Origin of the sequence: Nocardia colli, from assembly GCF_008704205.1 — a bacterium.
Taxonomy (GTDB): Bacteria; Actinomycetota; Actinomycetes; order Mycobacteriales; family Mycobacteriaceae; genus Nocardia; species Nocardia colli.
The window spans coordinates 381,071-404,639 of record NZ_VXLC01000001.1; the positions used below are offsets into that span (position 1 = coordinate 381,071).

Genomic DNA, 23,569 nt, shown 5'->3' on the forward strand with positions numbered 1-23,569 from the left:
TGTGACTGCTTGTATCCCAGGGACGGAGCCGTTCGGACGTTCTCGACATCCGCGGCGCATGAATTTCCAGATTTCTTTCCCGGCCCGTTCGCCGCGGTCATGAATCCGTTGCAGAACAATTTCGGATACGTCGGCGACATCGGTGATTTTCCGACCGTCATCACTGGGGAGCCATTGGGGACCTCGCACCGCGAGTCGCACGATGGTTACGAATTACCTTATGGCACTGGGTATTTCAGCTGCGGGAGTGATCATGCATGCGGCGCCGAGGGCGCTGACCGTTGCCCGGCCTCAGTGCGCGACATATCGTGTTGTTCACATTCGAACTTGAAATGCATTCGCCGACAAGGTGTTTGATCTCTGAGCAGCATGCATGCCCGGCTGTTCAGGCGACGTGGCGCGGCACCTATTGGTCGGCCGCGAATGCCGGATGTGAAACTCCAGCCCGTCCTTTCCCACGAGGAGATCAAAACCATGACTACGAACGACTCTCTGGACGACGAGATCCCCCAGGCGATCACCCGCAAACGCCTCCTGCAACTGGGCCTGCTGGCCGTACCCGCCGCCGCGGCACTGACCGCCGGCGCCGCGACCAGCACCGGCAGCCCCGGCGAGACCCAGCAGGCCGTGCCGGAAGATCTCGAGCCGACCCCGGCCTGCCACGACGGAGACGCTCCCACCATCGCCCAGACCGAAGGCCCCTACTTCAAGCCGAATTCACCCCTGAAGAGCGATCTGGTGATCCCCGGCGCGCCGGGCACCCGGCTGACGGTCAGCGGCTACGTGTTCACCCGCTCCTGCCGCCCGGTGGCCCAGGCCTTGCTGGACTTCTGGCAGGCAGATAACGACGGCGCCTACGACAACACCGGCTACAAGTGGCGCGGACATCAGTTCACCGACGCCAACGGCCGATTCAACCTGTCGACCATCGTGCCCGGCCTCTACCCGGGCCGCACCCGGCACATCCACGTCAAGGTGCAGGCCCCCAACCAGCGAATCCTCACCACTCAGCTGTATTTCCCCGGCGAACCACGCAACAACACCGATTCCATCTTCGACCGCCGCCTGCTCATGACGGTCCGCACCGTGCCCGCAGGCAAGGAAGGGACCTACGACTTCATCCTGAACTTCCGCTGATCGGTGTCCGCACCGCTGGAGGGTCCATGCCCATCTGGAATCTCGTCGGCAACGAATGCGGAGAGGAACGGCGTCGCGGTCCGCTGGACCGGACACAGTGACGCACCAAACCCGACGAGAAGGATGACATCCATGCGGAGATTTGCTGGCGCGCTTGCCCTTTCGAGCGCCATCACGGTGTTCGTCGCGCCCGTCGCCTACGCCGAGGCCGCCGACGGCGACGCCAACGTCGCGGTGTTCAAGGTCCTGCACAAGGACGGTTCGGTCATCGCCGCATATGACTGCACCAAAGGCGACAGCGCGACGATCACCGTCAAGGTGACCTATAAAACCTCGGGCGCCAAAGGCAGCGGATCCGCCGAAAACCTCGAATGCACAGGGAAGCCGACGTTCGTCACCATCAAGACCGATCTGGGCCCCGGCGAACACGGCGACAAAGTCACCAGCGACATCAGTATCAAGGCCGAAGGGTCGGAACCTGCCATCGGCGAATCCTTCGCTGTAGTCCCGGCCGACGGCACCGCCGACTGACTGCGCGCCCCGAGCAGTTCAGATCGCCGGAGCGGGCGTCGAGTTCCTCAGTGGGAGTTCGACGCCCGCTTTCGCCGCACCGATGTTTTGTAGCGAACGCCGGTGAATACTGATCGGGTGGGAGCACTCAGCATTTGGCACATTCTCATCCTGCTCGTTCTCCTTGCGATCGTGGGAGGGATCGCCGGCGTTGTGTTTCTCGCCGTGCGGTCCGGATCGCGGCCGCGGGCGGGGCAGCAGCAATCGAGCGGCCAGATCGCGCCGGGGTGGTACCCGGATAACGCGAATCCGGCGCTTCTGCGTTGGTTCGATGGGCATCAGTGGACTGCGCAAACCCAACCGCGCCAATAGATCTCGGCCTTCTGCAGCATGTCCGGCCTAGGTGCGCTGACGAGCAGTTGCCAGTCGAAAACCGTTCAGTAGGACTGGAGTTCGATCAGGGTGCCGTCGGGGTCGCGGACGTGGGCGGTGCGGAGGTTGGGGCCCCAGTCGGGGCGGTTGATGGGGGCGGTGACGGGGGTTGCGCCGTTGCGGAGGCAGAGGGTGTGGGCTTTGTCTACGTCTTCGACTCGGCAGACGAACATGACTGAGTCTTGGGTGGGGGCGGATTGGGTTGGCAGGGCGGTGGTTCCGACTACCTGAGCCATGGCGGTGCGGTCGAAGAGGATCAGGGCCGCTTGGTCGTCTACGTCCCAGTTGGCGTAGGGGCCGCTGGGGGTGCCCTTGATCAGGTCTGCGCCGATGAGGTCGGGGAGGACGGCGGCGTAGAAGGTGAAGCATTCGGCGAAGCGGGTGACGAGCAGTCTCGGGTGCAGGGCGTCCACGGGGTCTCCAATTAGTAGGGTTAGACCTATTATAGGTCTCGACCTATAATAGGTCGATGGACTCTGGACGCGCGCTGCCGCCGAGCTTGCTCGGGCTGGATATCTATCTGTTGTCGCGGGTAGGGAAGGTGGCGCGGGGGCGGTTCGCGGATCGGCTGGCCGAGCGGGGGCTTCGGCTGTGGCACATGGCGATACTCGCGGCGCTGGCCGACTTCGGGGCGCATGTGCAGCGTGATCTCGCCGAGCGGCTCGCCATTCACCCGAGCGATGTGGCGAAGGTGGTCGATGAACTGGCGGCGGCCGGGCAGGTCGAGCGGACGCGGGACGAGGCCGATCGGCGTCGGATGACCGTGCGGATCACCCGAACCGGGCGGGCCGCGCTGACCGCCCTCGGCAAAGAGGCAGGTCAAGTCGGCGACGATATCCTCGCACCGCTGAACGCACAGGAGCGTGCCCAGCTGTCCGAGTTGATGCGCCGCGTATTCGACCACGCCTACCCATCGGCCGACCCGCAGTGAGGTTCGAGAATCGTCTCAGTGCGCGCCGGTGACTCGAAAACCCTTGGGCACCAACCAGACCGCGACGACCGCCACCACCGCGACGATGGCCGCCGAGACATAGGCGGTAGTAGTCAGTGCCACATCGAACGCGTGCCGGGCGGTTTCGAGCACCTGCTCACGCGACGCATTGTCCAGGCGACTCGCCACTTCCACCGCACCACCGATGGATTCCCTTGCCTCATCGAGGTTTCCACCTCGCAACGGCAGCCCGGTCATGTTCTCGGTGAAGATCCGCCCGTGAATGCTGCCGAGCAGCGCGACACCGAGCCCCATGCCGAGTTCGTAGTTGGTTTCCGACACCGCCCCGGCCTGCCCGGCCCGTTCGGGCGGCACCGCCGAGACCAAGACGGCGGCGGCCGCGGTGATCGCCAGTCCGTCGCCGAGCCCGAACGACGCAAGCACCAGTGCCACAACGGGATACGTGGTCGGCTCGGGACTCAGCGCCAGCCCGAGGAAACCGACGGCCAGCGCACCGAGCCCGATGGCGAGCACGGCCCGCACGCCGATGTGCTGCATCAACCACGGGGTGGTCAGCGACGCCACCAGCAGCGTCAACGCCGACGGCAACGTGCGCAGGCCGGCCTCGGACGGCGAGTAACCGTGCACGTACTGCAACCACAGCGAAATCAAGAACAGCGCGGCGCCGATCGCGAGCATGGCGAGCAGCGTGGCGAGCGCGGCGGCCGAGAACGCGCCGTTGCGGAACAACCGCACGTCGAGCAGCGGATCGTCGGCGGCGAGCTGGCGACGCGCGAACCAGACGAGCAGCAGCACACCGAGAATCAGGATGGCCCAGTCCACCGGGGCCGGCGTCCCCTTGGCGACATGCTTGATGCCCCAAGCCAGTCCGACGATGCCGACAATCGACAACCCGGCGGCCAGCCAATCGAGCGAACCAGATTGCGGCGCACGGTATTCCGGCAGCAACCAGGCTCCGACCGCCACCGTCAGCAGCACCACCGGCACGTTCAACCAGAAGGCCGACGCCCAGCCGAAGTGTTCCACCATCACACCGCCGACGATCGGGCCGATGGTCGCGCCGGCGCCCGCCACCGCGGCCCAGATGCCGATCGCCAACGTGCGCTCCCGCGCATCGGTGAAAATGTTCCGGATCAGCGACAACGTCGACGGCATCACCATCGCGCCGCCGATGGCGAGCAGCACCCGGCCCGCGATCAACTGCCAGGCGCTCTGCGACGTCGCCGCCACCACCGAGGCCAGGCCGAAGAGCACGAAACCGGTAAGGAACAACAACTTCCGACCGACCCGGTCACCGACCGCGCCCGTGGTGATCAGCAAACCGCCGAGCACCAGCCCGTACACGTCGATGATCCACAGCTGTTCGAGCTGCCCCACCCGCAGATCGGCGATCAGCGACGGCAGCGCGACATTCAGGATCGTGGCATCCATCGCCACCAGGAGCAGGCTGGCGCACAGCACCGCGAGCATCACCCAGCGCACGCTGCCCACCGTCGATACGTCGCCGCTCGCCTCCGGCCCGCTCGCCGCCATGCCGCCTCCTCGCTCGCCCCAGCTCAGCATCCACCGCACTCCAGCAAACACCAAGTAACCGCGCCGCCGGACGACTTCTCCGTACATCCGCCCAGCGCACCGAGCGGAACGCCTACCGGAGGGCTTGGTCGATCAGCAGCCGGGCAGCACGGTCGGTGCGCTGGACGTCGCCGGTGATCAGGCGATCCTGCAGAATCCCGCGCAACCCCGAAACAAGCAGTGTCGCTACGAGTTCCGGATCATCGACGGACGGCAATCCGCGCAGTCCGTCGGCCAGCGATTCGACGAACGTCGCGATGGCCGCCTTGGCGTAATCGGCGTACGGACTGTCCGCGGCGCACGCGGCGCCGAGCACCTGCAACATGACCCGGACGCTGGTGCGGCCGTCGCCGGCCGCGTTCGCGTTCCAGAACCCCCACAGCCGCGCACGCAACTCGGCGGCGTCGGAGACCTCCGAGAACAGCGCCGCAAGATCCGGACGCTGGGTGGCCAACGCCTGGACCAGCAACTCTTCCTTGGTGGTGAAGTAGTAGATCAGCATCCGCGAACTGGTGCCGAGCTCGGCCGCGAGTGGCCGCAGGGACAGCTCGGCGAGGCCGTGGTCGGCGATATAGCGCACGACGGCGGCCAGCAGTTCGGCGCGTTTGGCGTGGTCGAGGGGGCGGGCCATGAGTTGACTGTAGCGATTGCTACAGGTATCCATGACTTCGTGACTGTAACAATCGCTTCAGAAACTCGGGCTTCGGTGGTCGTCACCGGCTACGCGGCCACCACCTCGCTCGCCGGGGACATGGATACGACCTGGTCGGAGCTGCTGGCCGGGCACACCGGCATCGGCGTGCTGACCGAGGACTTCGTCGCCGAGTACGACCTGCCGGTTCGAATCGGCGGGAAGTTGAAGTCACGTCCGGCCGAGCAGCTGACCAGGATCGAACAGCGCCGGCTGTCCTATGTGGAACAGCTGGCGCTGGTGCTCGGCCGCGCGGTCTGGCGCAACGCGGGTGCCCCGGAGCTGGACGGCGACCGGCTCGCGGTCGCGATCGGCACCGGGCTCGGCGGTGGGGACGCGCTGATCGACGCGGTCGACGCGATGCGGGCCGGCGGCTATCGGAAGGTGTCGCCGCTGTCGGTGCCGATGGTGATGCCGAACGGTCCCGCCGCCACCGTCGGCCTCGAAATCGGCGCCAGGGCCGGGATTTACACCCCGGTGTCGGCGTGCTCGTCCGGCTCCGAGGCGATCGCGCAGGCCTGGCGGCTGATCAGCACCGGCGAGGCCGACGTGGTGGTGACCGGCGGCGTCGAGGGCCACATCGACGCGGTGCCCATCGCGAGTTTCGCCATGATGCGGGCGATGAGCACCCGCAACGACGAACCGGAGCGGGCGTCGCGGCCGTTCGACCGGGATCGGGACGGATTCGTCTTCGGCGAGGCGGGCGCGCTGATGGTGCTGGAATCGGAGCGGCACGCACGAGCCCGCGGCGCCGAGATCCACGGCCGGGTGCTCGGCGCGGGGATCACCTCCGACGCCTATCACATCGTCGCCTCGGAACCGGCGGGCATCGGCGCGGCACGGGCCATGCGCAAGGCGATACAGACTGCGGGGCTTCAGGTTTCGGATATCCAGCACGTCAACGCGCACGCGACCTCCACCTCGATCGGCGATGCGTCGGAGGCCAACGCGATCGCCGCCGTGACGCCGGACGCCTCCATCTACGCGCCCAAATCCGCACTGGGACACTCGATCGGCGCGGTGGGCGCGCTCGAATCGCTGATCACCATGCTGACCCTGCGCGACCAAATCGTCCCGCCCACACTGAATCTCGACAATCGCGACCCGGAGATCGATCTGGACATCGTCAGCGGCGCGGCCCGCGAGCAGCGCATCGACTACGCGCTGAACAACTCGTTCGGCTTCGGCGGCCACAACGTGGCCCTGGCCTTCGGCCGGGTCTGAGATCACCGGCCGGAATCCGGCCTGCGCGACCGTCGTTGCAGAATTCGTAGACCGAACATTTCGCAGACCGGCAACGCTGCTGGTCCGACGGACGGACAACGACGTGAGCGACGCCTTCTACCTACCCGACGACAACGACCCGCAGCGGTTCATCTCCACCGAACTGACGCGGGGCCCGTGGTCACCGGACGCGCAACACGCCGGTCCGCCCTCCGCGCTGCTCGGCCACGCGATCGAGCGCTGCGAACCGCGGGCAGGATTTCAGGTCGGACGCGTCGCCGTGGAAATCCTCGGCCCGATTCCATTGGAGCCGCTGACCGTGCGGACCCGCGTCGCGCGAGCGGGGCGCAGCGTGGAACTGATCGAGGCCACGCTGTCCACCGACCGCGGCCCGGTAATGCAGGCCAACGCCTGGCGTTTCAAGCGCGCCGACCCGGAACTGCAACTCCCCGAACACATCCTGCCGACCGGTGCCCGCCCCGGCCCGGAGCACGCGCCCGGCGCGACCCCGTTCCCGTCGGATCAGCCCGTCGGTTTCCACACCGGCATCGAATACCGCTTCGTCACCGGCTCTTTCGTCGACGCGGGCCCGGCGATCTGCTGGATCCGGCTGAAGTACCCGATCGTCGCGGACACCGACCCGAGCCCGCTGGAACGCACCCTGGCCGCCGCGGACTCCGGTAACGGCGTCAGCTCCGTCCTCGACTGGGCCGGTTACCTGTTCATCAATACCGACCTCACGGTCACCCTGCACCGTCAGCCGGCCGGCGAATGGGTCTGCTTGGATGCCGCCACCTACCCGCAGCCGCACGGCATCGGCCTGGCCGAATCCGCGCTGTTCGACGAGAAGGGTCCGCTGGGCCGCAGCACGCAAACCCTGTTCCTCACCACCCGGCAGTAGCGCTCAGGCGCGGGTGGAGATCTGCTGGACGCCCCAGCCGTTGCCATCGGGGTCGGTGAAGAAGACGAAGCCGACGTTGTCGAGCGGGTCGGGCATCGGGCTCGGGTTCTCGCCGAGGATCTGCACATCGGTCACGTCCACCCCGCGAGATACCAGCTCGGCGTGCGCTTGCCGAATGTCCGGCACCACCAGTTGCAGGCCCTGCACCGAACCCGGCGTCATCTTCGGGACCGCGCCCTCGCCGATCACGATGGAGCACCCGGAGCCGGGCGGGGTGAGTTGCACGATGCGCATCCCCTCGCCGACCACGATGTCGTGATCGACGTTGAATCCCAGCTTCTGCGAATAGAAGTCCTTGGCTCGGTCGATGTCCGACACCGGAACGATCACGACCTCGAGTGTCCAGTTCATGGCGGGTCCTTTCGCGACAGCAGCATTTCTACCAGTGCAGACCGCGGGCGGCGGGGGAACTCACCGGTCGCCGGCGACGGCTCACTGCCGCCGCTCCCAGCGCCAGGCGAACTCGCCCGCCTTGGGCGGGGGGCCGGGCAGATCACCGTCCACGGACAGGCCGTCCACCAGCATCGCCAGCACGCGGCGGCGCAGCTGTGCGGTGCGGTCGGGGTCGGGCATCGCGATGGCCGCGCAGGATTCCAGGATGAGGCCGAGGTCCTCCGAGGTGACGCCGGGACGCAGCCGCCCGCTGGCCTGCGCGCGGCGCACCAGCTCGTCGTTCACCTCGGCCGAGTGCATGACGTCGGGCAGGATCGATTCATCGGGGGTGAAGGTGCCGGCCAGGTGCACGGTCAGCGAGTGCACATCGGCGTCGACGACCCGCTTCAGGAAGCCGACGAGTCCCTGCCAGCCATCCGAATCTTCCAGTGCCGCATCGGCTTCCACGTTGTAGCGTCGCAACCCTTCGTAGCAGAGCGTGCGTAGCAGGACCTCCTTGCTCGGGTAGCGGCGATACAGCGCGCTGATCCCCACTCCCGCCCGTTCGGCGACCGCGGCGATCGGCGCGTTGGCGTCGGCCAGGAACACGGCGCGCGCGGCGTCCAGGATGAGCCCGTCGTTGCGGGCCGCCTGCGCCTTCCGGCCGGGCAAGGCCTTCCGAGCTGGCGTATCGGGTGTTTTCGGCATGACTTCAGAATAACACTTGAAACGGAATGATCCGTTCTGCTACGGTTTCAAACAGAACGAAGCATTCCGTTTCACAAGGAGTTCAGATGACCACCATCACCCCCTTCCGCATCGACGTCCCCCAGGCCGACCTCGACGATCTGCAGGCGCGGCTGGCCCGCACCCGCTGGGCCGATCAGATCCCCGGCTCGGGCGACACCTACGGGGTGAGCGTCGATCGGGTCCGGCACCTGGTGGATTACTGGCGCGACGGTTTCGACTGGCGCAAGGTCGAGCAGACGCTGAACGCCTACCCGCAGTTCACCACCGACATCGACGGGCAGCGGATCCACTTCCTGCACCTGCGGTCGGCGCAGGACAACGCCTTTCCGCTGATCCTGACCCACGGCTGGCCGGGCACCTTCGTCGAGTTCCTCGGCGTGATCGAGCCGCTCACCGCGGCCGGGTACGACCTGGTGATCCCCTCGGTGCCGGGTTACGGATTCTCCGGTCCGACAACGGACTCCGGATGGAACGACACCCGGATCGCCAAGGCCTGGGCCGAACTGATGCGCCGGCTCGGGTATGACAAGTACGGCGCGGTCGGCAATGACGGCGGCGCGCAGATCTCCCCCGAGCTCGGCCGGGTCGATCCGGACCACGTTGTCGCGGTGCAGGTTTCGCAGATCTACTCGTTCCCGACCGGCGACCCGGCCGAAATGGCGGACCTCACCGAGGACGAGGCGTCGTCCTTGGCGACGCTCGATTGGTTCGTCAAGAACAAGATGGGCTTCAACATCTTGCAGTCACAGCAGCCGCAGACCTTGGCGCACGCGCTGATGGATTCGCCGGCCGGGCTGGTCGGCTGGAACGGCCAGCTGCTCGGGCCGGATCTCGACGACGACTTCGTACTGACCAATATCGCGATCCATTGGCTCACCGGCACAGCGGGTTCCGCGATCCGGCACTACTTCGAGAAGGCCAAGGCCGAGCAGCCGGCCGGGCCGATCGCGGTGCCGCTGTCGCTGTCCGGATCGAACGGCGACTTCCACGGCATCCGCCGCTTCGCCGAGCGGGATCACAGCAACATCGTCTCGTGGCGGACCCACGACGTGTACACCCACTACCTGCACCACGTCGCGCCCGAGCTGATGTCCGGCGAGATCACCGAGTTCTTCGCCCAGTACCGCTGAGCCTTCGCCTTCGTTCCGCAGCCCACACCCCAGCCGGTGTGGGCTGCGGGGTCAACCGCACAAGCATTCCGTTTCCAAGGAGAACACCATGAGCACCATCAAGCCCTTCCAGATCAACGTCCCTCAGGCCCAGCTCGATGATCTGGCCGACCGGCTGCGCCGCGCACTGTGGCCGAGCGAGCTGCCGGGTGTCGGCGACTCGTACGGCGTGCCCGGCGATCGGGTCCGGACCCTCGCGCAGTACTGGCTGGAGAGCTTCGACTGGCGGGCGCTGGAGGCGAAGCTGAACTCGTACCCGCAGTTCACCGCGGAGATCGACGGCGAGGAAATCCACTTCCTGCACATCACCTCATCGCGGCCGGACGCCGTGCCGGCCATCCTGACCCACGGCTGGCCGGGCTCGATCCTGGAATACCTCGACGTCATCGCGCCGCTGACCGAACCGGAGTCGGCCGACGCACCCGCATTCCACTTGGTCATCCCGTCGCTGCCGGGCTTCGGCTTCTCCGGCCCGACCCGCAGCACGGGCTGGAACCGGGTGCGCACCGCGAAGGCGTGGGTGGAGCTGATGGACCAGCTCGGCTACCAGCGCTATCTCAGCATCGGCAACGACGCGGGCTCGATGATCGCGCCGGAGATGGCCAAGCTCGCGCCGAACAAGCTGATCGGAGTCCATGTGACACAACTGTTCTCGTTCCCGTCCGGCGATCCGGCCGAGTTCGAGGGCATGTCCGGGGAGGACATGGCGGCACTGGGCCACCTGCAGTGGTTCCATGACAACAAGATGGCGTTCAACACCTTCCTCAGCCAGCAGCCGCAGACCCTGGCCTACGCGCTGACCGACTCGCCGATCGGCCTGCTCGGCTGGAACACGCAGCTGATGGGCGAGGGCCTGGACCACGACTTCGTCGTCGGCAATGTGGCGATCTACTGGCTGACCGGCACCGCGAGCTCGTCCACCCGGTTCTACTACGAAGACGCGCACGCCACCGAGCAGCCGGCCGGACCGACCACCGTGCCCACCGCGCTGGCCATGTTCAAGGGTGACTTCCAGTCGATCCGCCGCTTCGCCGAGCGCGACCACAAGAACATCGTCCGCTGGAACTCCTACGCGGCCGGCACCGCTCAGGGCGGGCCGAACGACGCGGCCGGGCACTACGCCGCGCATGAGGCGCCGGAGATTCTGGTCGGCGACATCCGCGAGTTCGTCGCGCAGCTCGGTTGATCGAGACAGTCGCTTATGGCATCGAGACTCACGGCCATGGTTCGTCTCACTTCGCGCTGTTGTACTGGATTCATCAACAGCACAACAGCATTCGTCAGAGGAGAAACACCATGAAAATCGCAGTCTTCGGGGCCACCAGCACGGTCGGTCGCCTGGTTGTCGCGCAGGCGATCGAGGAGGGCCACGAGGTTACCGCGTTCACCCGCAGCGCGGCCGGCCTCGAGCAGCGGCACGAGCGGCTGCACATCGTGGAAGGTGATGTGCTGGATACGAATTCGGTCGAGCGGGCGGTCGTCGGCCAGGACGCGGTGCTGATCTCGCTCGGCGCGGGACGCAAGGGCGTGGTCCGGGCCGAGGGCACCCGCGCGGTGCTCGCGGCGATGGAACGGACCGGGGTGAAGCGGTTGATCGTGCAGACCACCCTGGGGGTCGGCGACAGCCGGGGCAACCTGAACTTCGTCTGGAAGTACCTGATGTTCGGGATGCTGCTGCGCCAGGCCTACGCCGACCACGTGCAGCAGGAGCTGTATGTCCAGGCCAGCCAGCTGGATTGGACGATCGTGCGGCCGAGCGCGTTCACCGACGGCCCGCGCACCCGCGGTTTCCGCCGCGGCTTCCCGGCCGACGAGCGCGGGCTGTCGCTGAAGATCTCCCGCGCCGACATCGCCGATTTCATGCTCGAGCAGCTGAACGACCAGACCTACCTGCACCGGGCGCCGGGCATCTCCAACTGAGGCCCGCACCGTGCCTCGCGTTCGAGCCGGACCAACCGCGACCCACGCACCCAGCGTGGGTCGCGGTCGTTCACGCATGCTCGTGCAGGTCACCCCAGGCCGGGAACGGATCCGGATAGCCCGCCCATTCGACCGGCCCCGCGGCGAACTCGGCGTCGGTGAGCAGCGCGTCATCGAGCAGCGCACGGACCTTGTCCCGATCGAGCTTGATCCCGATGAAGACAATCTCCTGTCCCGCAGGCACTTCCAGCGCCGACCACCACGCGGCGGGTTCGAAGACGAGGTTGGGCCCGGCTTGCGACCAGATGGCCGCCAGCGAGGCCCGGCTGGCGATCCAGCAGAAACCCTTGCTGCGCAACAACCCTCGTAGTTCACCGAGGGCCGCGGAGAGTCGTTGTGGATGAAACGGCCGATCCGCGGTGTAGGTGAGGCTGCGGATGCCGTACTCCTCGGTCTCCGGCGTATGCCCGCCCGCCAGTTCCTCGTCCCACCCCTCCGCCTCGGCGGCGACCACCGGGTTGTACAGACCGGTGCCGAGCACGTCGGCCAGGTCGACGACGCCGTTGGTGGTACGCAACACCCGGGCGCGCGGATTGAGTTTGCGCACAGTCGCTTCCACCGCCCCGGCCGCCGCCGCGCCGACCAGATCGGTCTTGTTCACCAGCAGCACGTCGGCGAATTCCACCTGATCCACCAGCAAGTCGGCGATGGTGCGCGAATCACCCTCGCCCGCTTGCAGATTCCGCTCGGCCAGCGCCTGCCCCTTGGCCACCTCGGCCAGGAAGGTGGACGCGTCGACCACCGTCACCATGGTGTCCAGCCGGGCGATGTCGCCGAGCTTGAACCCGTCCTCGAACTCCCAGTCGAAGGTCGCGGCCACCGGCATCGGCTCGGAGATGCCGGTCGACTCGATGACCAGCTGATCGAAGCGCCCCGCGCGGGCGAGCCGGCCCACCGCCTCGATGAGGTCCTCGCGCAGCGTGCAGCAGATGCAGCCGTTGGTCAGCTCGACCAGTTTCTCCTCGGTCCGATCGAGATGACCCTGACCCGCGACGAGCGCCGCATCGATGTTCACCTCGCTCATGTCGTTGACGATGACCGCCACCCGGCGGCCCTCCCGGTTGGCGAGGATGTGATTGAGCAGCGTCGTCTTGCCCGCCCCGAGAAAGCCGGACAGCACGGTGACGGGAAGCAGGTCGGAGGTGGTCATTCCTTAATGATAATGGTTTTCATTTGTGTTCAGCACCCGGGGTCGCCGGTTGCGCGTGGCAATGCGGGCGGACGGTCGTAGGGTTTGTCTCGTGAAGCTGTTGCCATTGACCCCCGACGGGCAGACCCCCGTCCGGGTGCTCACCATTGCCGGAACCGACTCGGGCGGCGGCGCCGGAATCCAGGCCGACACCCGCACCATGGCGCTGTGCGGGGTGCACGCCTGCGTGGCGGTCGCGGCGGTGACGGTGCAGAACTCGATGGGCGTCAGCGACTTCCACGAGATCCCGCCGGCCATCGTGGCCGGTCAGGTGCGGGTGGTGGCGACCGATATCGGCGTCGGCGCGGTCAAGACCGGCATGCTGGCCTCCACCGCCATCATCGAGGCCGTCGCGGACGTGTGCGGCGAGGTGGGCATCGGCCGCGACGGGCAGATTCCGCTGGTCGTCGACCCGGTCGCCGCCTCCATGCACGGCGACCCGCTGCTGCACGAGGAGGCCCTGGACGCGGTCCGGCACACGCTGATCCCGCTGGCCACGGTGGTGACGCCGAACCTGGACGAGGTCCGGCTGATCACCGGCATCGACGTCACCGACGACGCGTCGGCCCGGCTGGCCGCGGAGGCGCTGCACAAGCTCGGCCCGCAGTGGGCGATCGTGAAGGGCGGGCATCTGCGCTCCTCGGAGCACAGCACCGACCTGCTGTTCGACGGCGACAAGTTCCTCGAGTTCACCGCGCCGCGGATCGGCACCACCAACGACCACGGCGGCGGCGACACCCTCGCCGCGGCGATCGCGTGCGCGCTGGCCAACGGGTACTCGGTGCCCGAGGCGGTGGAGTTCGCCAAGGACTGGACCTATCGCTGCCTGGCCGCCGCCTACGATCTGGGCGCGGGCCACGGTCCGGTTTCCCCGCTCTGGCGTCTGCACAGCGACTGAACCCGGAATCTGCTGATTCCCCAGTTCAAAAGCCCCTTAGGGGGCCGATTCTTGTCGGTGGGTGCTGCGACAATAGAGGTGTCGCAAACGCGGTAGGCCTCGACGAAGCGGCCGAGCCAGAACACCGTCGTTCGAGCGGATGCGACAACCGTTTCAGCGTCGGCCTCGACTACGCCGCGGCCGGCAGAGCAAGGCGCTACTCGCCGGAAAAGGCTAGGTGCAGTGGCAGATCAGTGTCGATGACGATGCCGTTGAGCCGGGCGTTGGCCGCGGTGAGCGCGGCGATGGTTTCCGCGAGATAGGCGACGAACTTCTCGATCGGCATCGGCTGCGTCTTCAATCGGTTCGCGCCGAGCCACCAATCGGTGGCCGAGCCGACCGCGCCGAAGATCGAATAAATCACCAGCTCCACGCTGTCCACGTCGACCGCCGTGTCGGCCGCCAGTTCGGCGAACAGATCGGCGGCCCGCTTCGCCGACTGCCGGGCCGATTGCAGCGCGCGTTCGGAATCGTCGGACTGCTGCGCGAAATGACTGTGCAGCATGAAGCGGAAGACGTTGGGGTGCTCCGACACCACGAGCGCGTACTCCGCGGCACCGCGGCGGACGAGTTCGCGGGCCGAGTCGTTGGTCAGGTCCACGCCGGAGATCAACTGCTCCCACAGCATGTCCCGGACCCGGTCGACGATCGCGTTGTAGAGGTCGGTCTTGTCCTCGAAATGCCGGTACAGCTTGGGTTTCGCCGCGCCGGCCTCCTTGGCGATATCGCCCATGCTGACCTCGGGCCCGAACTTGTCCAGCGCGCGGAACGCTGCGTCGACGAACTCTTCCCGTACCTTCAGCCGGTGCTCACGCCAGCGCTCCGTGCGTGCGTCGACGCGCTTGCGCGGCACCTCGTCTGTTTTCCGCCCGCTGCGCATCACAATTCCGGATGCTACCTGCTACCAGCGGTACCGATGACCGGGTCGGGGCGTTGACATCGGATGAGGCGTGGGACACACTCGGAAAAGTACACGGAACCGGTGGTATTGGATATTTAGCACAGAAGGCCGGTGGGGACGATGGCGTCCGCGATCCACACCCGAGTCCTGATCGTCGGGAGCGGCTTCTCCGGCCTCGGCATGGGCATCGCGCTCGACCAGGCCGGACTCGATGACTACCTCATCGTGGAGAAGGCCGGCGAGATCGGCGGCACCTGGCGGGACAACACCTATCCCGGCTGCGCCTGCGATATCCCGAGCCACCTGTATTCGTATTCCTTTGAGCCACGCTCGAATTGGCGACGGTTGTTCTCCGGGCAGCCGGAGATCTTCGAGTACCTGAAGGAAGTCACCGAGAAGTACCGGCTGCGTCCGCACATCCGCTTCCACCAGCACATGGATCACGGCTACTGGGACGAAGGCGAACGGCGCTGGCATGCGTTCAGCGCGGACGGCCAGGAGTATGTCGCGCAGTTCCTCGTGTCCGCGGTGGGGGCGCTGCATATTCCGAGCGTTCCGGAGTTCCGCGGCAGCGCGGATTTCACCGGGGCGGCATTCCACTCGGCGCAGTGGGATCACGGAGTCGACCTCGCGGGCAAGCGGGTGGCGGTGATCGGAACCGGAGCCAGCGCAATCCAATTCGTGCCGGAGATCGTCGGCGAGGTGGGCGCGCTCACCGTGTTCCAGCGCACCGCGCCGTGGGTGATGCCGCGCGCGGATGTGGAGTTCTCCACGCGCTTCCGGAATGCGCTGCGCCGCATACCCGGCCTGCGCCTCGCGTTGCGCAATGGCATCTACTGGGGCGCCGAAGTCGGCGGGTATGCGATGAACTGGCGCCCCGCGCTACTGAAGGTGCTGGAGCGGGTCGGCCGGCGGCACATCGAGCGACAGATCGCCGATCCGGTTCTGCGCGCGCAGGTTACGCCGGATTACCGGGCGGGCTGCAAACGACTGCTCGGCTCCGACACCTACTATCCGGCGCTCGCCGACCCGAAGACCGAGCTGGTCACCGAGCGCATCGACCGGTTCACCACGGACGGCATCGTCACCGCCGACGGCGTCGGGCGCAAGATCGATGTGATCATCTACGGCACCGGTTTTCACGTCATCGACTCGTTCAAGAATCTGCCGATGGTCGGCCTGCACGGGATCGACCTGACCGAGCGCTGGGACCGCGAAGGAGTGCAGGCGCACCGCGGGATCACCGTCGCCGACATGCCCAACGCGTTCTTCCTGGTCGGCCCGAACACCGGTCTCGGGCACAACTCGATGATCTTCATGATCGAGGCGCAGATCCACTATGTGCTGCAAGCGATTCGGCAGGTGCGTGAGCAGGGCGCGCTCGCGCTGGCGCCGCGGCGAGCCGCGCAGGATCATTTCAACGCCCGGCTGCAACGCGGACTCGCGCACTCGGTGTGGAACACCGGCGGCTGCCAGAGCTGGTATCTGGACGAGCACGGGCACAACCGCACGCTGTGGTCCGGATTCACCTGGCAGTACTGGATGCAGACCCGGCGGCTCGATCCCGCGGAGTACGAATTCTTCGGTCCCGCACCGAGTTCCCCGACCCGGCGCACCGCGGTGCTGGAAGACCTTCCGGCCCAGACGTTTCCCACGGCCCTGACCAACGGCCGACCGGCCCCAGCCCGAAACCCCGAGGACGTTCAGTGAAGAACTTCAAAGACAAAGTCGCCGTGATCACCGGGGCGGGCTCCGGCATCGGCCGGGGACTGGCGCTGGAACTGGCCAGACGCGGCGCCCAGCTGGCGCTGTCCGACATCAACACCGAAGCGGTCGCCGACACCGCGGGCCGCTGCGAAAAGCTCGGCGCGACAGCCATTCCGTACGAGCTGGACGTCGCGCACCGGGCGGCGGTCTACGCCCACGCGGCCGATGTGCGGGGCGAATTCGGGCGGGTGAACCTGGTCTTCAACAACGCGGGCGTCGCGCTCGGGGCCGACGTCGAAGACATGGAGTGGGACGACTTCGACTGGCTGATGAACATCAACTTCTGGGGCGTCGCACACGGCACCAAGGCGTTCCTGCCCGACCTCATCGCCTCCGGCGACGGGCACATCGTCAACATCTCCTCGGTGTTCGGCCTCGTCGGCGTGCCCTCCCAAAGTGCTTACAACGCAGCCAAGTTCGCGGTGCGCGGATTCACCGAGGCGCTGCGGCAGGAGATGCGGATCGCCCGGCACCCGGTCGGCGTCACCTGCGTGCACCCGGGCGGGGTGACCACGAATATCGCGGTGAGCGCCCGCGGCCTGCCCGACGACGTGGACCTGGAGAGTCTGCGCCGCGGCTGGGACGCGCTCACCCTGACCAGTCCGGGTGCGGCGGCGAAGATCATCCTGCACGGCGTGGAGAAGAACAAGGCGCGGGTGCTGATCGGGCCCGACGCCCGGGTCTTCGACCTGATCCCGCGCCTGCTCGGCCCGGCTTACGAGGACCTCGGCGTCCCGCTCTATCGAGCCGGCCGGCAGGCCGCGGCGCGGTTCGGTATCGCGCTGTAGGCCTATCGTCGCCGGGCCGCGCGCGGCGGCACCGGCGGCGGTGGGTTCAACCGGCCCGCGGTGGTGCGCGAGCCGGCCTGCTTGAGTCGTTCGAGCACGGGAGTCAGCTCGAAGCTGTGCACGCCGTCCAGGGTGGCCATCTTGATCGTCACGTAGTGGTAGAGGTCGTCGGCGGTGTCCGCGGTCAGCACGGCGAAGATGTTGAACGGTCCGGTAACCGCTGCGGCATAGGCGGTTTCGGCGTGCTCGGCGATGGCGCGGCCGACCGCGTCCAGCTGCGCCGGGGCGACCCGCAGCCAGAGGAAGGCGGCGAGGCTGGGTCCCAGTGCGGCAGGGGCGATGTCGAGGTCGAAGTAGAGGATGCCCGCCGCTTGCAATGCGGCGACCCGGCGCGCTATCCGGCCGATGCTCATACCGGTGGCGCGGGCCAGAACCGAGAAGCTCGCACGTCCGTCGCGGGCCAGCAGTTCGAGCAGCAGACCGTCCTCGTCGCGCAGCTCCAGATCCGACTCGACGTAATCCGCTGCCGCCGTGCCACTCTCGGCATTCCTGCGGGCCACCTGCCGGCCACGCCAGTCCACCGCGGTGGGCCCGACGAAGCGATGCAGGATCATCGCCGCCGCGATGTCGTGCACCGGCGCGGTGCGTTGCAGCCGCTGCACCAGCAGATCGTCGCGGTCCTGCGGGGTGCGCGGATGCAGCGAGAAGTTCACCTCGGCGCCGGCCGCCGCGATGCTGACCCACGCGGCGTCGTCGCGGCGCGCCAGCGCCTCGGCCACCTGCCGCGCGCCGTCCGGGCGGCAGTGCACCCGGATGATCCAGTCGTTCTCGCCGATCGCACGGGAGTCGACCGCGCCGATCACCCGGACCACACCGTCGCGGCGTAACCGCCGGTAGCGGCGGGCAACGGTCTGTTCCGCGACACCCAGTTCGGCCGCGACCCGGTTGAACGAAACCCGGGGGTCCAGCTGCAGGGCTTGCACGATCTGCGTATCGACGCCATCCAAGATGGAGTTTTTGCCTATTCCAGAGGCGCTCACAAGGAGGAAATCTACGCCTGGTTCGAAGCTGTGCGACTGTTCCCGATGCCGCTCCGGATACTCGACGCCGTCTCCCGTCCACGAATTTCCAGAGAGGACAACGGCTTTGCGTAAATGGCTGCCGCTGCTGACGGTGTGTCTCGGCACCTTCATGCTGCTGATCGACGTCACCATCGTGAACGTCGCACTACCCGATATGCGCAACGACTTGAACGCGTCGTTCAGCTCGCTGCAATGGGTGGTCGACGGATACGCCCTGGCCATGGCCGCGCTCATGCTCGGGGCCGGCTCGATCGCCGACCTGGCCGGGCATCGGCGGACCTATCTGGCCGGGTTGGTCCTGTTCGCGGTGTCCTCGCTGGTCTGCGGGATCGCGCCGAATCCGGCGGTGCTCATCGTGGCCAGGGTGGTGCAGGGCATCGGCGCGACGACCATGGCGTGCACCACCTTCGCCCTGCTGAACAACTCCTACCGCGGGCGCGATCAGGGCACGGCGTACGGCGTCTGGGGTGCGGTCGCGGGCGCGTCCAGTGCGATCGGGCCGATCATCGGCGGCGTGCTCACCGATCTCGCGTCGTGGCGCTGGATCTTCTTCGTCAACCTGCCGGTCAGTGCGGTGGCGATCGCACTGTGCGTCTGGGTGCTCGCCGAGGGAGAACGGCCGCACCGGGGACGGATCGATGTGGCGGGCATGGCGGCGTTCACCGTGAGCGCCGCGGCCGCGACCTATGCGCTGATCCGGGCCAGCGAACACGGCTGGTCGAACGCGCTGACCTGGTGGTTGCTGCTGGTCGCCGCGGTGTCGCTGGTGGCGTTCCTGGTGATCGAACGGACGTCGGCGCAGCCGATGCTCGATCTGGCGCTGCTGCACGACCGCTCGTTCGCCGGCGTGCTCGTCGCGGCGGGTGCGTTGTTCTTCGCCGCGTTCGGCGCGCTGATGTACACCCAGATCTGGATGCAGTCGGTGCTCGGGCTCACCGCGATCCAAGCCGGGGCGGTGGGACTTCCGTTGTCCGTCATGGCTTTTCTGGTGTCGGGCAGCATCGGGCGGTTCCTGCACGGAGAGAACCGCGGGCCGATCATCGCGGGCGGGCTCTTCGCGACCGGCGTCGGCGGCGTGGTCGGCGCGCTGCTCGTGCACGGCGAAGCCGGTTGGGTGGCACTGATTCCCGGATTCCTGGCCGTCGGGCTCGGCGTCGGGCTGGCGACCGCGACGCTGAGTTCGGCGGCGATGGCGGCGGTTCCGTGGCAGCGGGCCGGAATGGCAACGGGCGCGGTCAATACCGCGCAGCAGCTGAGCTTCGCGCTCGGAATTGCCACGCTGGGTTCGGTTTTCACCGCACGGGCCGCGGCGGTGCTCGATGCGCGTGCGGTGGTGGACGCGGAGGCGACGGCGCGGGCGGTCGGGGGCGGTCAGTCCGCGATGCTGGTGCAGCAGGTTCCGGCCGAGGCACGGTCCGCGCTGGCGGAGGCAGTGCGGGCGGCGGCCGCGGCGGGTGTCCAGGGCACGCTCGCGGTCAGCGGCGTTGTCGGCCTGCTCGGCAGCGCGGTCGTGCTGGTGCTGATGCGGCGAAGCAAACCCGTGGCGACAGCGGCCGAAGCGGAGGCTCAGGTCAGCGCCTGATTTGCCCGAATTCCGGTGCGGCCGAACCGGCCGCGGAACAAATCCGCTGAGCGAGGAGACCACGCGCCTCGCTCAGCGGTGGGTCAGCGCCAAACGACGCTACGGCGGCAAACGCCGGGACCGATCGGCCCTGGTCGCGTGCCCCCAGGAACCTCACAGCTGAGGCCCAGCTCCGTGACAACCGGACCGTCGAGGGTGGTCTTCATGACCGAGACTGTGACCGTCGCGGCGGCGGAATTAGCCGAGACACCGGGTACGCCCGTGCTGGACGTGGTGATACCCGTCTACAACGAAGAGACCGACCTCGGCGTGTGCGTGCGCAGGTTGCACGCCTATCTGCGCCAGGGGTTCCCGTTTCCGGCGCGGATCACGGTAGCCGACAATGCCAGCACCGACGCCACTCTGCAAGTGGCCGAGCTGCTCGCGGAGGAGCTGGACGGCGTGCGGGTGGTGCACCTGGACGCCAAGGGCCGCGGGCGGGCGCTGCGGGCGGCGTGGGAGCGCTCCGACGCACAGGTGGTCGCCTACATGGACGTGGACCTGTCCACCGACCTGAACGCGCTGCTGCCGCTGGTGGCGCCGCTGATCACCGGGCATTCCGATCTGGCGATCGGCACCCGGCTCAGCGCGTCGTCGCGGGTGGTGCGCGGGCCGAAGCGCGAGATCATCTCCCGCTGCTACAACCTGTTGCTGAAAGCCTCACTGCAAGCGCGCTTTTCGGATGCGCAGTGCGGGTTCAAGGCGATGCGCAGCGAGGTGGCGCGGCAGCTGCTGCCGCTGGTACGCGACGGCGAATGGTTCTTCGACACCGAGCTCCTGGTGCTCGCCGAGCGGGCCGGGCTGCGCATCCACGAGGTGCCGGTGGACTGGATCGACGATCCGGACAGCCGGGTCGACATCGTCGACACCGCGCGCAAGGACCTGCTCGGCATCGGGCGGCTGACCCGGGCGCTGGCCACCGGGGCGCTGCCGCTGGAGGAGTTGCGCAGGGCGGTCGGGCGCGAGCCGCTGGTGCCCGGGGTGCCGCTCGGCATGGTCGGGCAGCTGGTCCGGTTCGCCATCGTCGGCGTGCTGAGCACGCTGGCCTATCTGCTGCTTTATGTTGTGCTGCAATCGTTTACGGATGCGCAGGTGGCCAACTTCCTGGCACTGCTGGTCACCGCGGTGGCGAATACGGCGGCGAACCGGGCGTTCACGTTCGGCGTGCGCGGGACGACCGGCGCGGTGTCGCATCAGTTCCAGGGACTGGTCATTTTCGGCATCGGGCTGGCGTTGACCAGTGGGTCGCTGTTCACGTTGCACCACTGGGCGCCGGACGCGTCGGTGCATCTGGAGTTGCTGGTGCTGGTGCTGGCCAATCTGCTGGCCACGATTCTGCGGTTCGTCGGGTTGCGCTGGGTGTTCCGCAATACCCCGAATCCGGCTCGGCGGACAGCGATCTCCGTGCAGTCCGATTCGACGGAAACGTCGGAGTCGGCGGCGCTCGATGCCGAAGGAGCCGCTCGATGACCGCGACCATGGCGCCGCCCACCGCGGCACCGGCGACCCCCGCGCCCGAACGCAAAAACCGTTGGGAATACCCAGCATTGGCGGTATTGATGCTCGGGACCGGTATCGCTTACCTGTGCAATCTCAGCTCGAACGGCTGGGCAAATTCGTTCTATTCCGCTGCGGTGCAAGCGGGTTCGGTGTCTTGGAAGGCGTTCTTCTTCGGCTCGTCGGACGCGGCGAACTCGATCACCGTGGACAAGCCGCCCGCGTCGCTGTGGCTGATGGAACTCTCGGTGCGGGCGTTCGGGCTGAACAGCTGGAGCATCCTGGTGCCGGAGGTGCTGCTCGGCGTGGCGAGCGTGGCCCTGCTGTGGGCGACGGTGCGCAGGCCGTTCGGCCCGGCCGCCGGATTGCTCGCCGGGCTGGTGCTCGCGGTGACTCCGGTTGCCGTGCTGATGTTCCGGTTCAACAACCCGGACGCGCTGCTGGTGTTCCTGATGGTCGCCGCGGCGTGGGCGATGACCCGGGCGATCGAGGACGGCCGCTGGCGGTGGCTGGTGCTCACTGGCGCGTTCGTCGGATTCGGCTTTCTCACCAAGCAATTGCAGGTGTTGCTGGTCGTTCCGCCGCTGGCCCTGGCCTACTTGATCGCGGGGCCGCCGAAGCTCGGCAAACGGCTCCTGCAACTGCTCGCCGCCGGTGCCGCGATGGTGGTGGCCGCGGGCTGGTGGTTGCTGGCGGTGGAGCTGTGGCCCGCCTCGTCGCGGCCGTGGATCGGTGGGTCGCAGAACAATTCGATCCTCGAACTGACCCTCGGCTACAACGGGCTCGGCCGGCTCACCGGTGACGAGAGCGGCAGTGTCGGTCCAGGTGGTGGTGATCTGCCGGCCGGCGGCAACGGCATGTGGGGCAGCACCGGCATCACCCGGATGTTCGAAGCGGCGCAGGGCGGTCAGATCGCCTGGCTGATCCCGGCCGCGCTGGTCGCCCTGGTTGCCGGAATTCTCTTGCGCGGCAAAGCTGCCCGCACCGATCGGCAGCGGGCGTCGCTGATCGTCTGGGGCGGTTGGCTGTTGGTGACCGGATTGACGTTCAGCTTCATGGCCGGAATCTTCCACCAGTACTACACCGTGGCGCTGGCTCCGGCGGTCGCCGCGCTGGTCGGGATCGGCGCGGTGCAGATGTGGCGGGAACGGCATCGCCTGTGGGTCCGGCTGCTGCTCGCGCTCGCCGTCGGCCTGACCACGGCGACGGCCTGGATGTTGTTGTCCCGCAGCGTGCATTGGGTGCCATGGTTGCGCTGGACGATTCTGGTCGTCGGCATCCTCGCCACGATCGCGGCCCTCGTTCCGGCGCCGCGGAAGCTGGCGATCGTCTCCGCGCTGGCCATCGCGTTCACCGGCCTGGCCGGTCCGACCGCGTATGCCGTCGACACCCTCGCGACCTCGCACGCGGGCGCGATCCCGTCGGCGGGACCGAATGTCGGACGGTTCGGCATGTTCGGCCAGCGGCCGCCGTGGGCCGAAGGAATGAACGGCATGCCCGGCGGCCCGGGCGCTCCGCAGCCGGATGGTCGCGGCGGGCGCGGGCCCGGCGGAAACGGCCAGCCAGTGCCACCCGGGATGCCGCCGCAAGGCGCGATGCCCGGCGCGCCGACCGGCCATGGCGGCGAAATGATGGGCGGCGCAGGCGGTCTGCTCGGCGCGAGCAAGCCGAGCGACCGGGTGGTCACCCTGCTGGAGCAGAACGGCACCGACTACACCTGGGTCGCCGCGGCCACCGGCTCCAACAGCGCGGCGGGCTTCCAGCTGGCCACCGAACTCCCGGTGATGCCGGTCGGCGGCTTCAACGGCAGCGACCCCTCCCCCACCCTCGCCCAGTTCAAAGACTATGTGGCCCAAGGAAAGATCCACTATTTCATCGGCGGCGAACGCGGCGGCCGGGGCGGCGACCGAGACTCCGCACCCTCCTACAGTTCGCAGATCGCCCAATGGGTCCAGGAGAACTTCACCGCCACCGAAGTAGACGGCGTCACCCTCTACGACCTCACCACCCACTGACCCGAAAGATCCGCACCGCCTC

The 23,569-nt window shown here is 67.7% G+C and carries 23 protein-coding genes; 15 read left to right on the top strand and 8 right to left on the bottom strand.

The window, feature by feature from the left end; all coding sequences use genetic code 11:
• Nucleotides 1-474: 474 nt before the first annotated feature.
• The 3 genes from F3087_RS01925 (at nucleotide 475) to F3087_RS47385 (ending at nucleotide 2,019) form a co-directional block, all read left to right on the top strand.
• Entirely contained in the window at nucleotides 475-1,137 is a 663-nt protein-coding gene (locus F3087_RS01925; RefSeq protein WP_150400012.1) for a dioxygenase family protein, read from the top strand.
• A gap of 132 nt (nucleotides 1,138-1,269) precedes the next feature.
• A complete protein-coding gene (locus tag F3087_RS01930) occupies nucleotides 1,270-1,668 on the top strand; it encodes a hypothetical protein (protein ID WP_150400013.1) in 399 nt (132 codons plus the stop codon).
• 204 nt (nucleotides 1,669-1,872) lie between these two features.
• Nucleotides 1,873-2,019 (top strand): DUF2510 domain-containing protein, encoded by a 147-nt coding sequence (locus F3087_RS47385; RefSeq protein WP_223884857.1) that lies wholly within the window; start codon nucleotides 1,873-1,875, stop codon nucleotides 2,017-2,019.
• A gap of 65 nt (nucleotides 2,020-2,084) precedes the next feature.
• Here the strand turns inward: F3087_RS47385 and F3087_RS01940 are convergent, their stop codons facing one another.
• On the bottom strand, nucleotides 2,085-2,492 hold the full coding sequence (locus F3087_RS01940; RefSeq protein WP_150400014.1) for a VOC family protein: 408 nt from the start codon (nucleotides 2,490-2,492) through the stop codon (nucleotides 2,085-2,087).
• A 56-nt stretch (nucleotides 2,493-2,548) separates the two neighbouring features.
• On the opposite strand from F3087_RS01940, the gene F3087_RS01945 reads away from it, so the two are divergent.
• Nucleotides 2,549-3,010 carry a MarR family winged helix-turn-helix transcriptional regulator gene (locus F3087_RS01945; RefSeq protein WP_150400015.1) on the top strand — a complete coding sequence of 154 codons (462 nt, stop codon included), beginning with the start codon at nucleotides 2,549-2,551 and terminating at the stop codon, nucleotides 3,008-3,010.
• A 15-nt stretch (nucleotides 3,011-3,025) separates the two neighbouring features.
• Here the strand turns inward: F3087_RS01945 and F3087_RS01950 are convergent, their stop codons facing one another.
• On the bottom strand, nucleotides 3,026-4,564 hold the full coding sequence (locus F3087_RS01950) for an MFS transporter (RefSeq protein WP_223884771.1): 1,539 nt from the start codon (nucleotides 4,562-4,564) through the stop codon (nucleotides 3,026-3,028).
• Nucleotides 4,565-4,676: 112 nt separating this feature from the next.
• Nucleotides 4,677-5,234 (bottom strand): TetR/AcrR family transcriptional regulator, encoded by a 558-nt coding sequence (locus F3087_RS01955; RefSeq protein WP_150400016.1) that lies wholly within the window; start codon nucleotides 5,232-5,234, stop codon nucleotides 4,677-4,679.
• A gap of 39 nt (nucleotides 5,235-5,273) precedes the next feature.
• Here F3087_RS01955 and F3087_RS01960 point away from each other — a divergent pair, with 39 nt between their 5' ends.
• Entirely contained in the window at nucleotides 5,274-6,518 is a 1,245-nt protein-coding gene (locus F3087_RS01960) for a KasA/KasB family beta-ketoacyl-ACP synthase (protein ID WP_150400017.1), read from the top strand.
• Nucleotides 6,519-6,621: 103 nt separating this feature from the next.
• Nucleotides 6,622-7,419: a thioesterase family protein gene (locus F3087_RS01965; protein WP_150400018.1), complete on the top strand. Its 798-nt coding sequence runs from the start codon at nucleotides 6,622-6,624 to the stop codon at nucleotides 7,417-7,419.
• A 3-nt stretch (nucleotides 7,420-7,422) separates the two neighbouring features.
• Here F3087_RS01965 and F3087_RS01970 read toward each other — a convergent pair whose 3' ends face one another.
• Nucleotides 7,423-7,830 (bottom strand): VOC family protein, encoded by a 408-nt coding sequence (locus tag F3087_RS01970; RefSeq protein WP_150400019.1) that lies wholly within the window; start codon nucleotides 7,828-7,830, stop codon nucleotides 7,423-7,425.
• Between the two features lie 81 nt (nucleotides 7,831-7,911).
• Complete coding sequence (locus F3087_RS01975) at nucleotides 7,912-8,559, bottom strand: TetR/AcrR family transcriptional regulator (protein ID WP_150400020.1); 648 nt, start codon at nucleotides 8,557-8,559, stop codon at nucleotides 7,912-7,914.
• Nucleotides 8,560-8,645: 86 nt separating this feature from the next.
• Here F3087_RS01975 and F3087_RS01980 point away from each other — a divergent pair, with 86 nt between their 5' ends.
• The 3 genes from F3087_RS01980 to F3087_RS01990 all read left to right on the top strand — a co-directional run bounded on the left by F3087_RS01980 (nucleotide 8,646) and on the right by F3087_RS01990 (nucleotide 11,690).
• Complete coding sequence (locus F3087_RS01980) at nucleotides 8,646-9,731, top strand: epoxide hydrolase family protein (RefSeq protein WP_150400021.1); 1,086 nt, start codon at nucleotides 8,646-8,648, stop codon at nucleotides 9,729-9,731.
• An 88-nt stretch (nucleotides 9,732-9,819) separates the two neighbouring features.
• Entirely contained in the window at nucleotides 9,820-10,956 is a 1,137-nt protein-coding gene (locus F3087_RS01985) for an epoxide hydrolase family protein (RefSeq protein WP_150400022.1), read from the top strand.
• A gap of 110 nt (nucleotides 10,957-11,066) precedes the next feature.
• On the top strand, nucleotides 11,067-11,690 hold the full coding sequence (locus tag F3087_RS01990; protein WP_150400023.1) for an NAD(P)-dependent oxidoreductase: 624 nt from the start codon (nucleotides 11,067-11,069) through the stop codon (nucleotides 11,688-11,690).
• Between the two features lie 70 nt (nucleotides 11,691-11,760).
• Here F3087_RS01990 and F3087_RS01995 read toward each other — a convergent pair whose 3' ends face one another.
• Nucleotides 11,761-12,900 (bottom strand): GTP-binding protein, encoded by a 1,140-nt coding sequence (locus F3087_RS01995; protein ID WP_150400024.1) that lies wholly within the window; start codon nucleotides 12,898-12,900, stop codon nucleotides 11,761-11,763.
• A gap of 91 nt (nucleotides 12,901-12,991) precedes the next feature.
• On the opposite strand from F3087_RS01995, the gene thiD reads away from it, so the two are divergent.
• On the top strand, nucleotides 12,992-13,837 hold the full coding sequence (thiD, locus tag F3087_RS02000) for a bifunctional hydroxymethylpyrimidine kinase/phosphomethylpyrimidine kinase (protein WP_150400025.1): 846 nt from the start codon (nucleotides 12,992-12,994) through the stop codon (nucleotides 13,835-13,837).
• A gap of 196 nt (nucleotides 13,838-14,033) precedes the next feature.
• Here thiD and F3087_RS02005 read toward each other — a convergent pair whose 3' ends face one another.
• A complete protein-coding gene (locus F3087_RS02005; RefSeq protein ID WP_150400849.1) occupies nucleotides 14,034-14,756 on the bottom strand; it encodes a TetR/AcrR family transcriptional regulator in 723 nt (240 codons plus the stop codon).
• Between the two features lie 141 nt (nucleotides 14,757-14,897).
• Here F3087_RS02005 and F3087_RS02010 point away from each other — a divergent pair, with 141 nt between their 5' ends.
• Nucleotides 14,898-16,487, top strand: a complete 1,590-nt coding sequence (locus F3087_RS02010; protein WP_150400026.1) for a flavin-containing monooxygenase — start codon at nucleotides 14,898-14,900, stop codon at nucleotides 16,485-16,487.
• Nucleotides 16,484-17,332, top strand: coding sequence for an SDR family NAD(P)-dependent oxidoreductase (locus tag F3087_RS02015; protein ID WP_150400027.1), 849 nt, complete (start codon nucleotides 16,484-16,486; stop codon nucleotides 17,330-17,332). The genes F3087_RS02010 and F3087_RS02015 overlap by 4 nt, the downstream gene beginning before the upstream one ends.
• A gap of 2 nt (nucleotides 17,333-17,334) precedes the next feature.
• Here F3087_RS02015 and F3087_RS02020 read toward each other — a convergent pair whose 3' ends face one another.
• Complete coding sequence (locus F3087_RS02020; protein ID WP_191093735.1) at nucleotides 17,335-18,339, bottom strand: Lrp/AsnC family transcriptional regulator; 1,005 nt, start codon at nucleotides 18,337-18,339, stop codon at nucleotides 17,335-17,337.
• A 139-nt stretch (nucleotides 18,340-18,478) separates the two neighbouring features.
• Between F3087_RS02020 and F3087_RS02025 the strand changes: the two genes are divergently transcribed.
• The 3 genes from F3087_RS02025 to F3087_RS02035 all read left to right on the top strand — a co-directional run bounded on the left by F3087_RS02025 (nucleotide 18,479) and on the right by F3087_RS02035 (nucleotide 23,547).
• Nucleotides 18,479-19,996 carry an MFS transporter gene (locus F3087_RS02025; RefSeq protein ID WP_150400029.1) on the top strand — a complete coding sequence of 506 codons (1,518 nt, stop codon included), beginning with the start codon at nucleotides 18,479-18,481 and terminating at the stop codon, nucleotides 19,994-19,996.
• A gap of 204 nt (nucleotides 19,997-20,200) precedes the next feature.
• A complete protein-coding gene (locus tag F3087_RS02030; protein WP_150400030.1) occupies nucleotides 20,201-21,505 on the top strand; it encodes a glycosyltransferase in 1,305 nt (434 codons plus the stop codon).
• Nucleotides 21,502-23,547 carry a glycosyltransferase family 39 protein gene (locus F3087_RS02035; protein WP_150400031.1) on the top strand — a complete coding sequence of 682 codons (2,046 nt, stop codon included), beginning with the start codon at nucleotides 21,502-21,504 and terminating at the stop codon, nucleotides 23,545-23,547. The genes F3087_RS02030 and F3087_RS02035 overlap by 4 nt, the downstream gene beginning before the upstream one ends.
• Nucleotides 23,548-23,569: the final 22 nt, after the last annotated feature.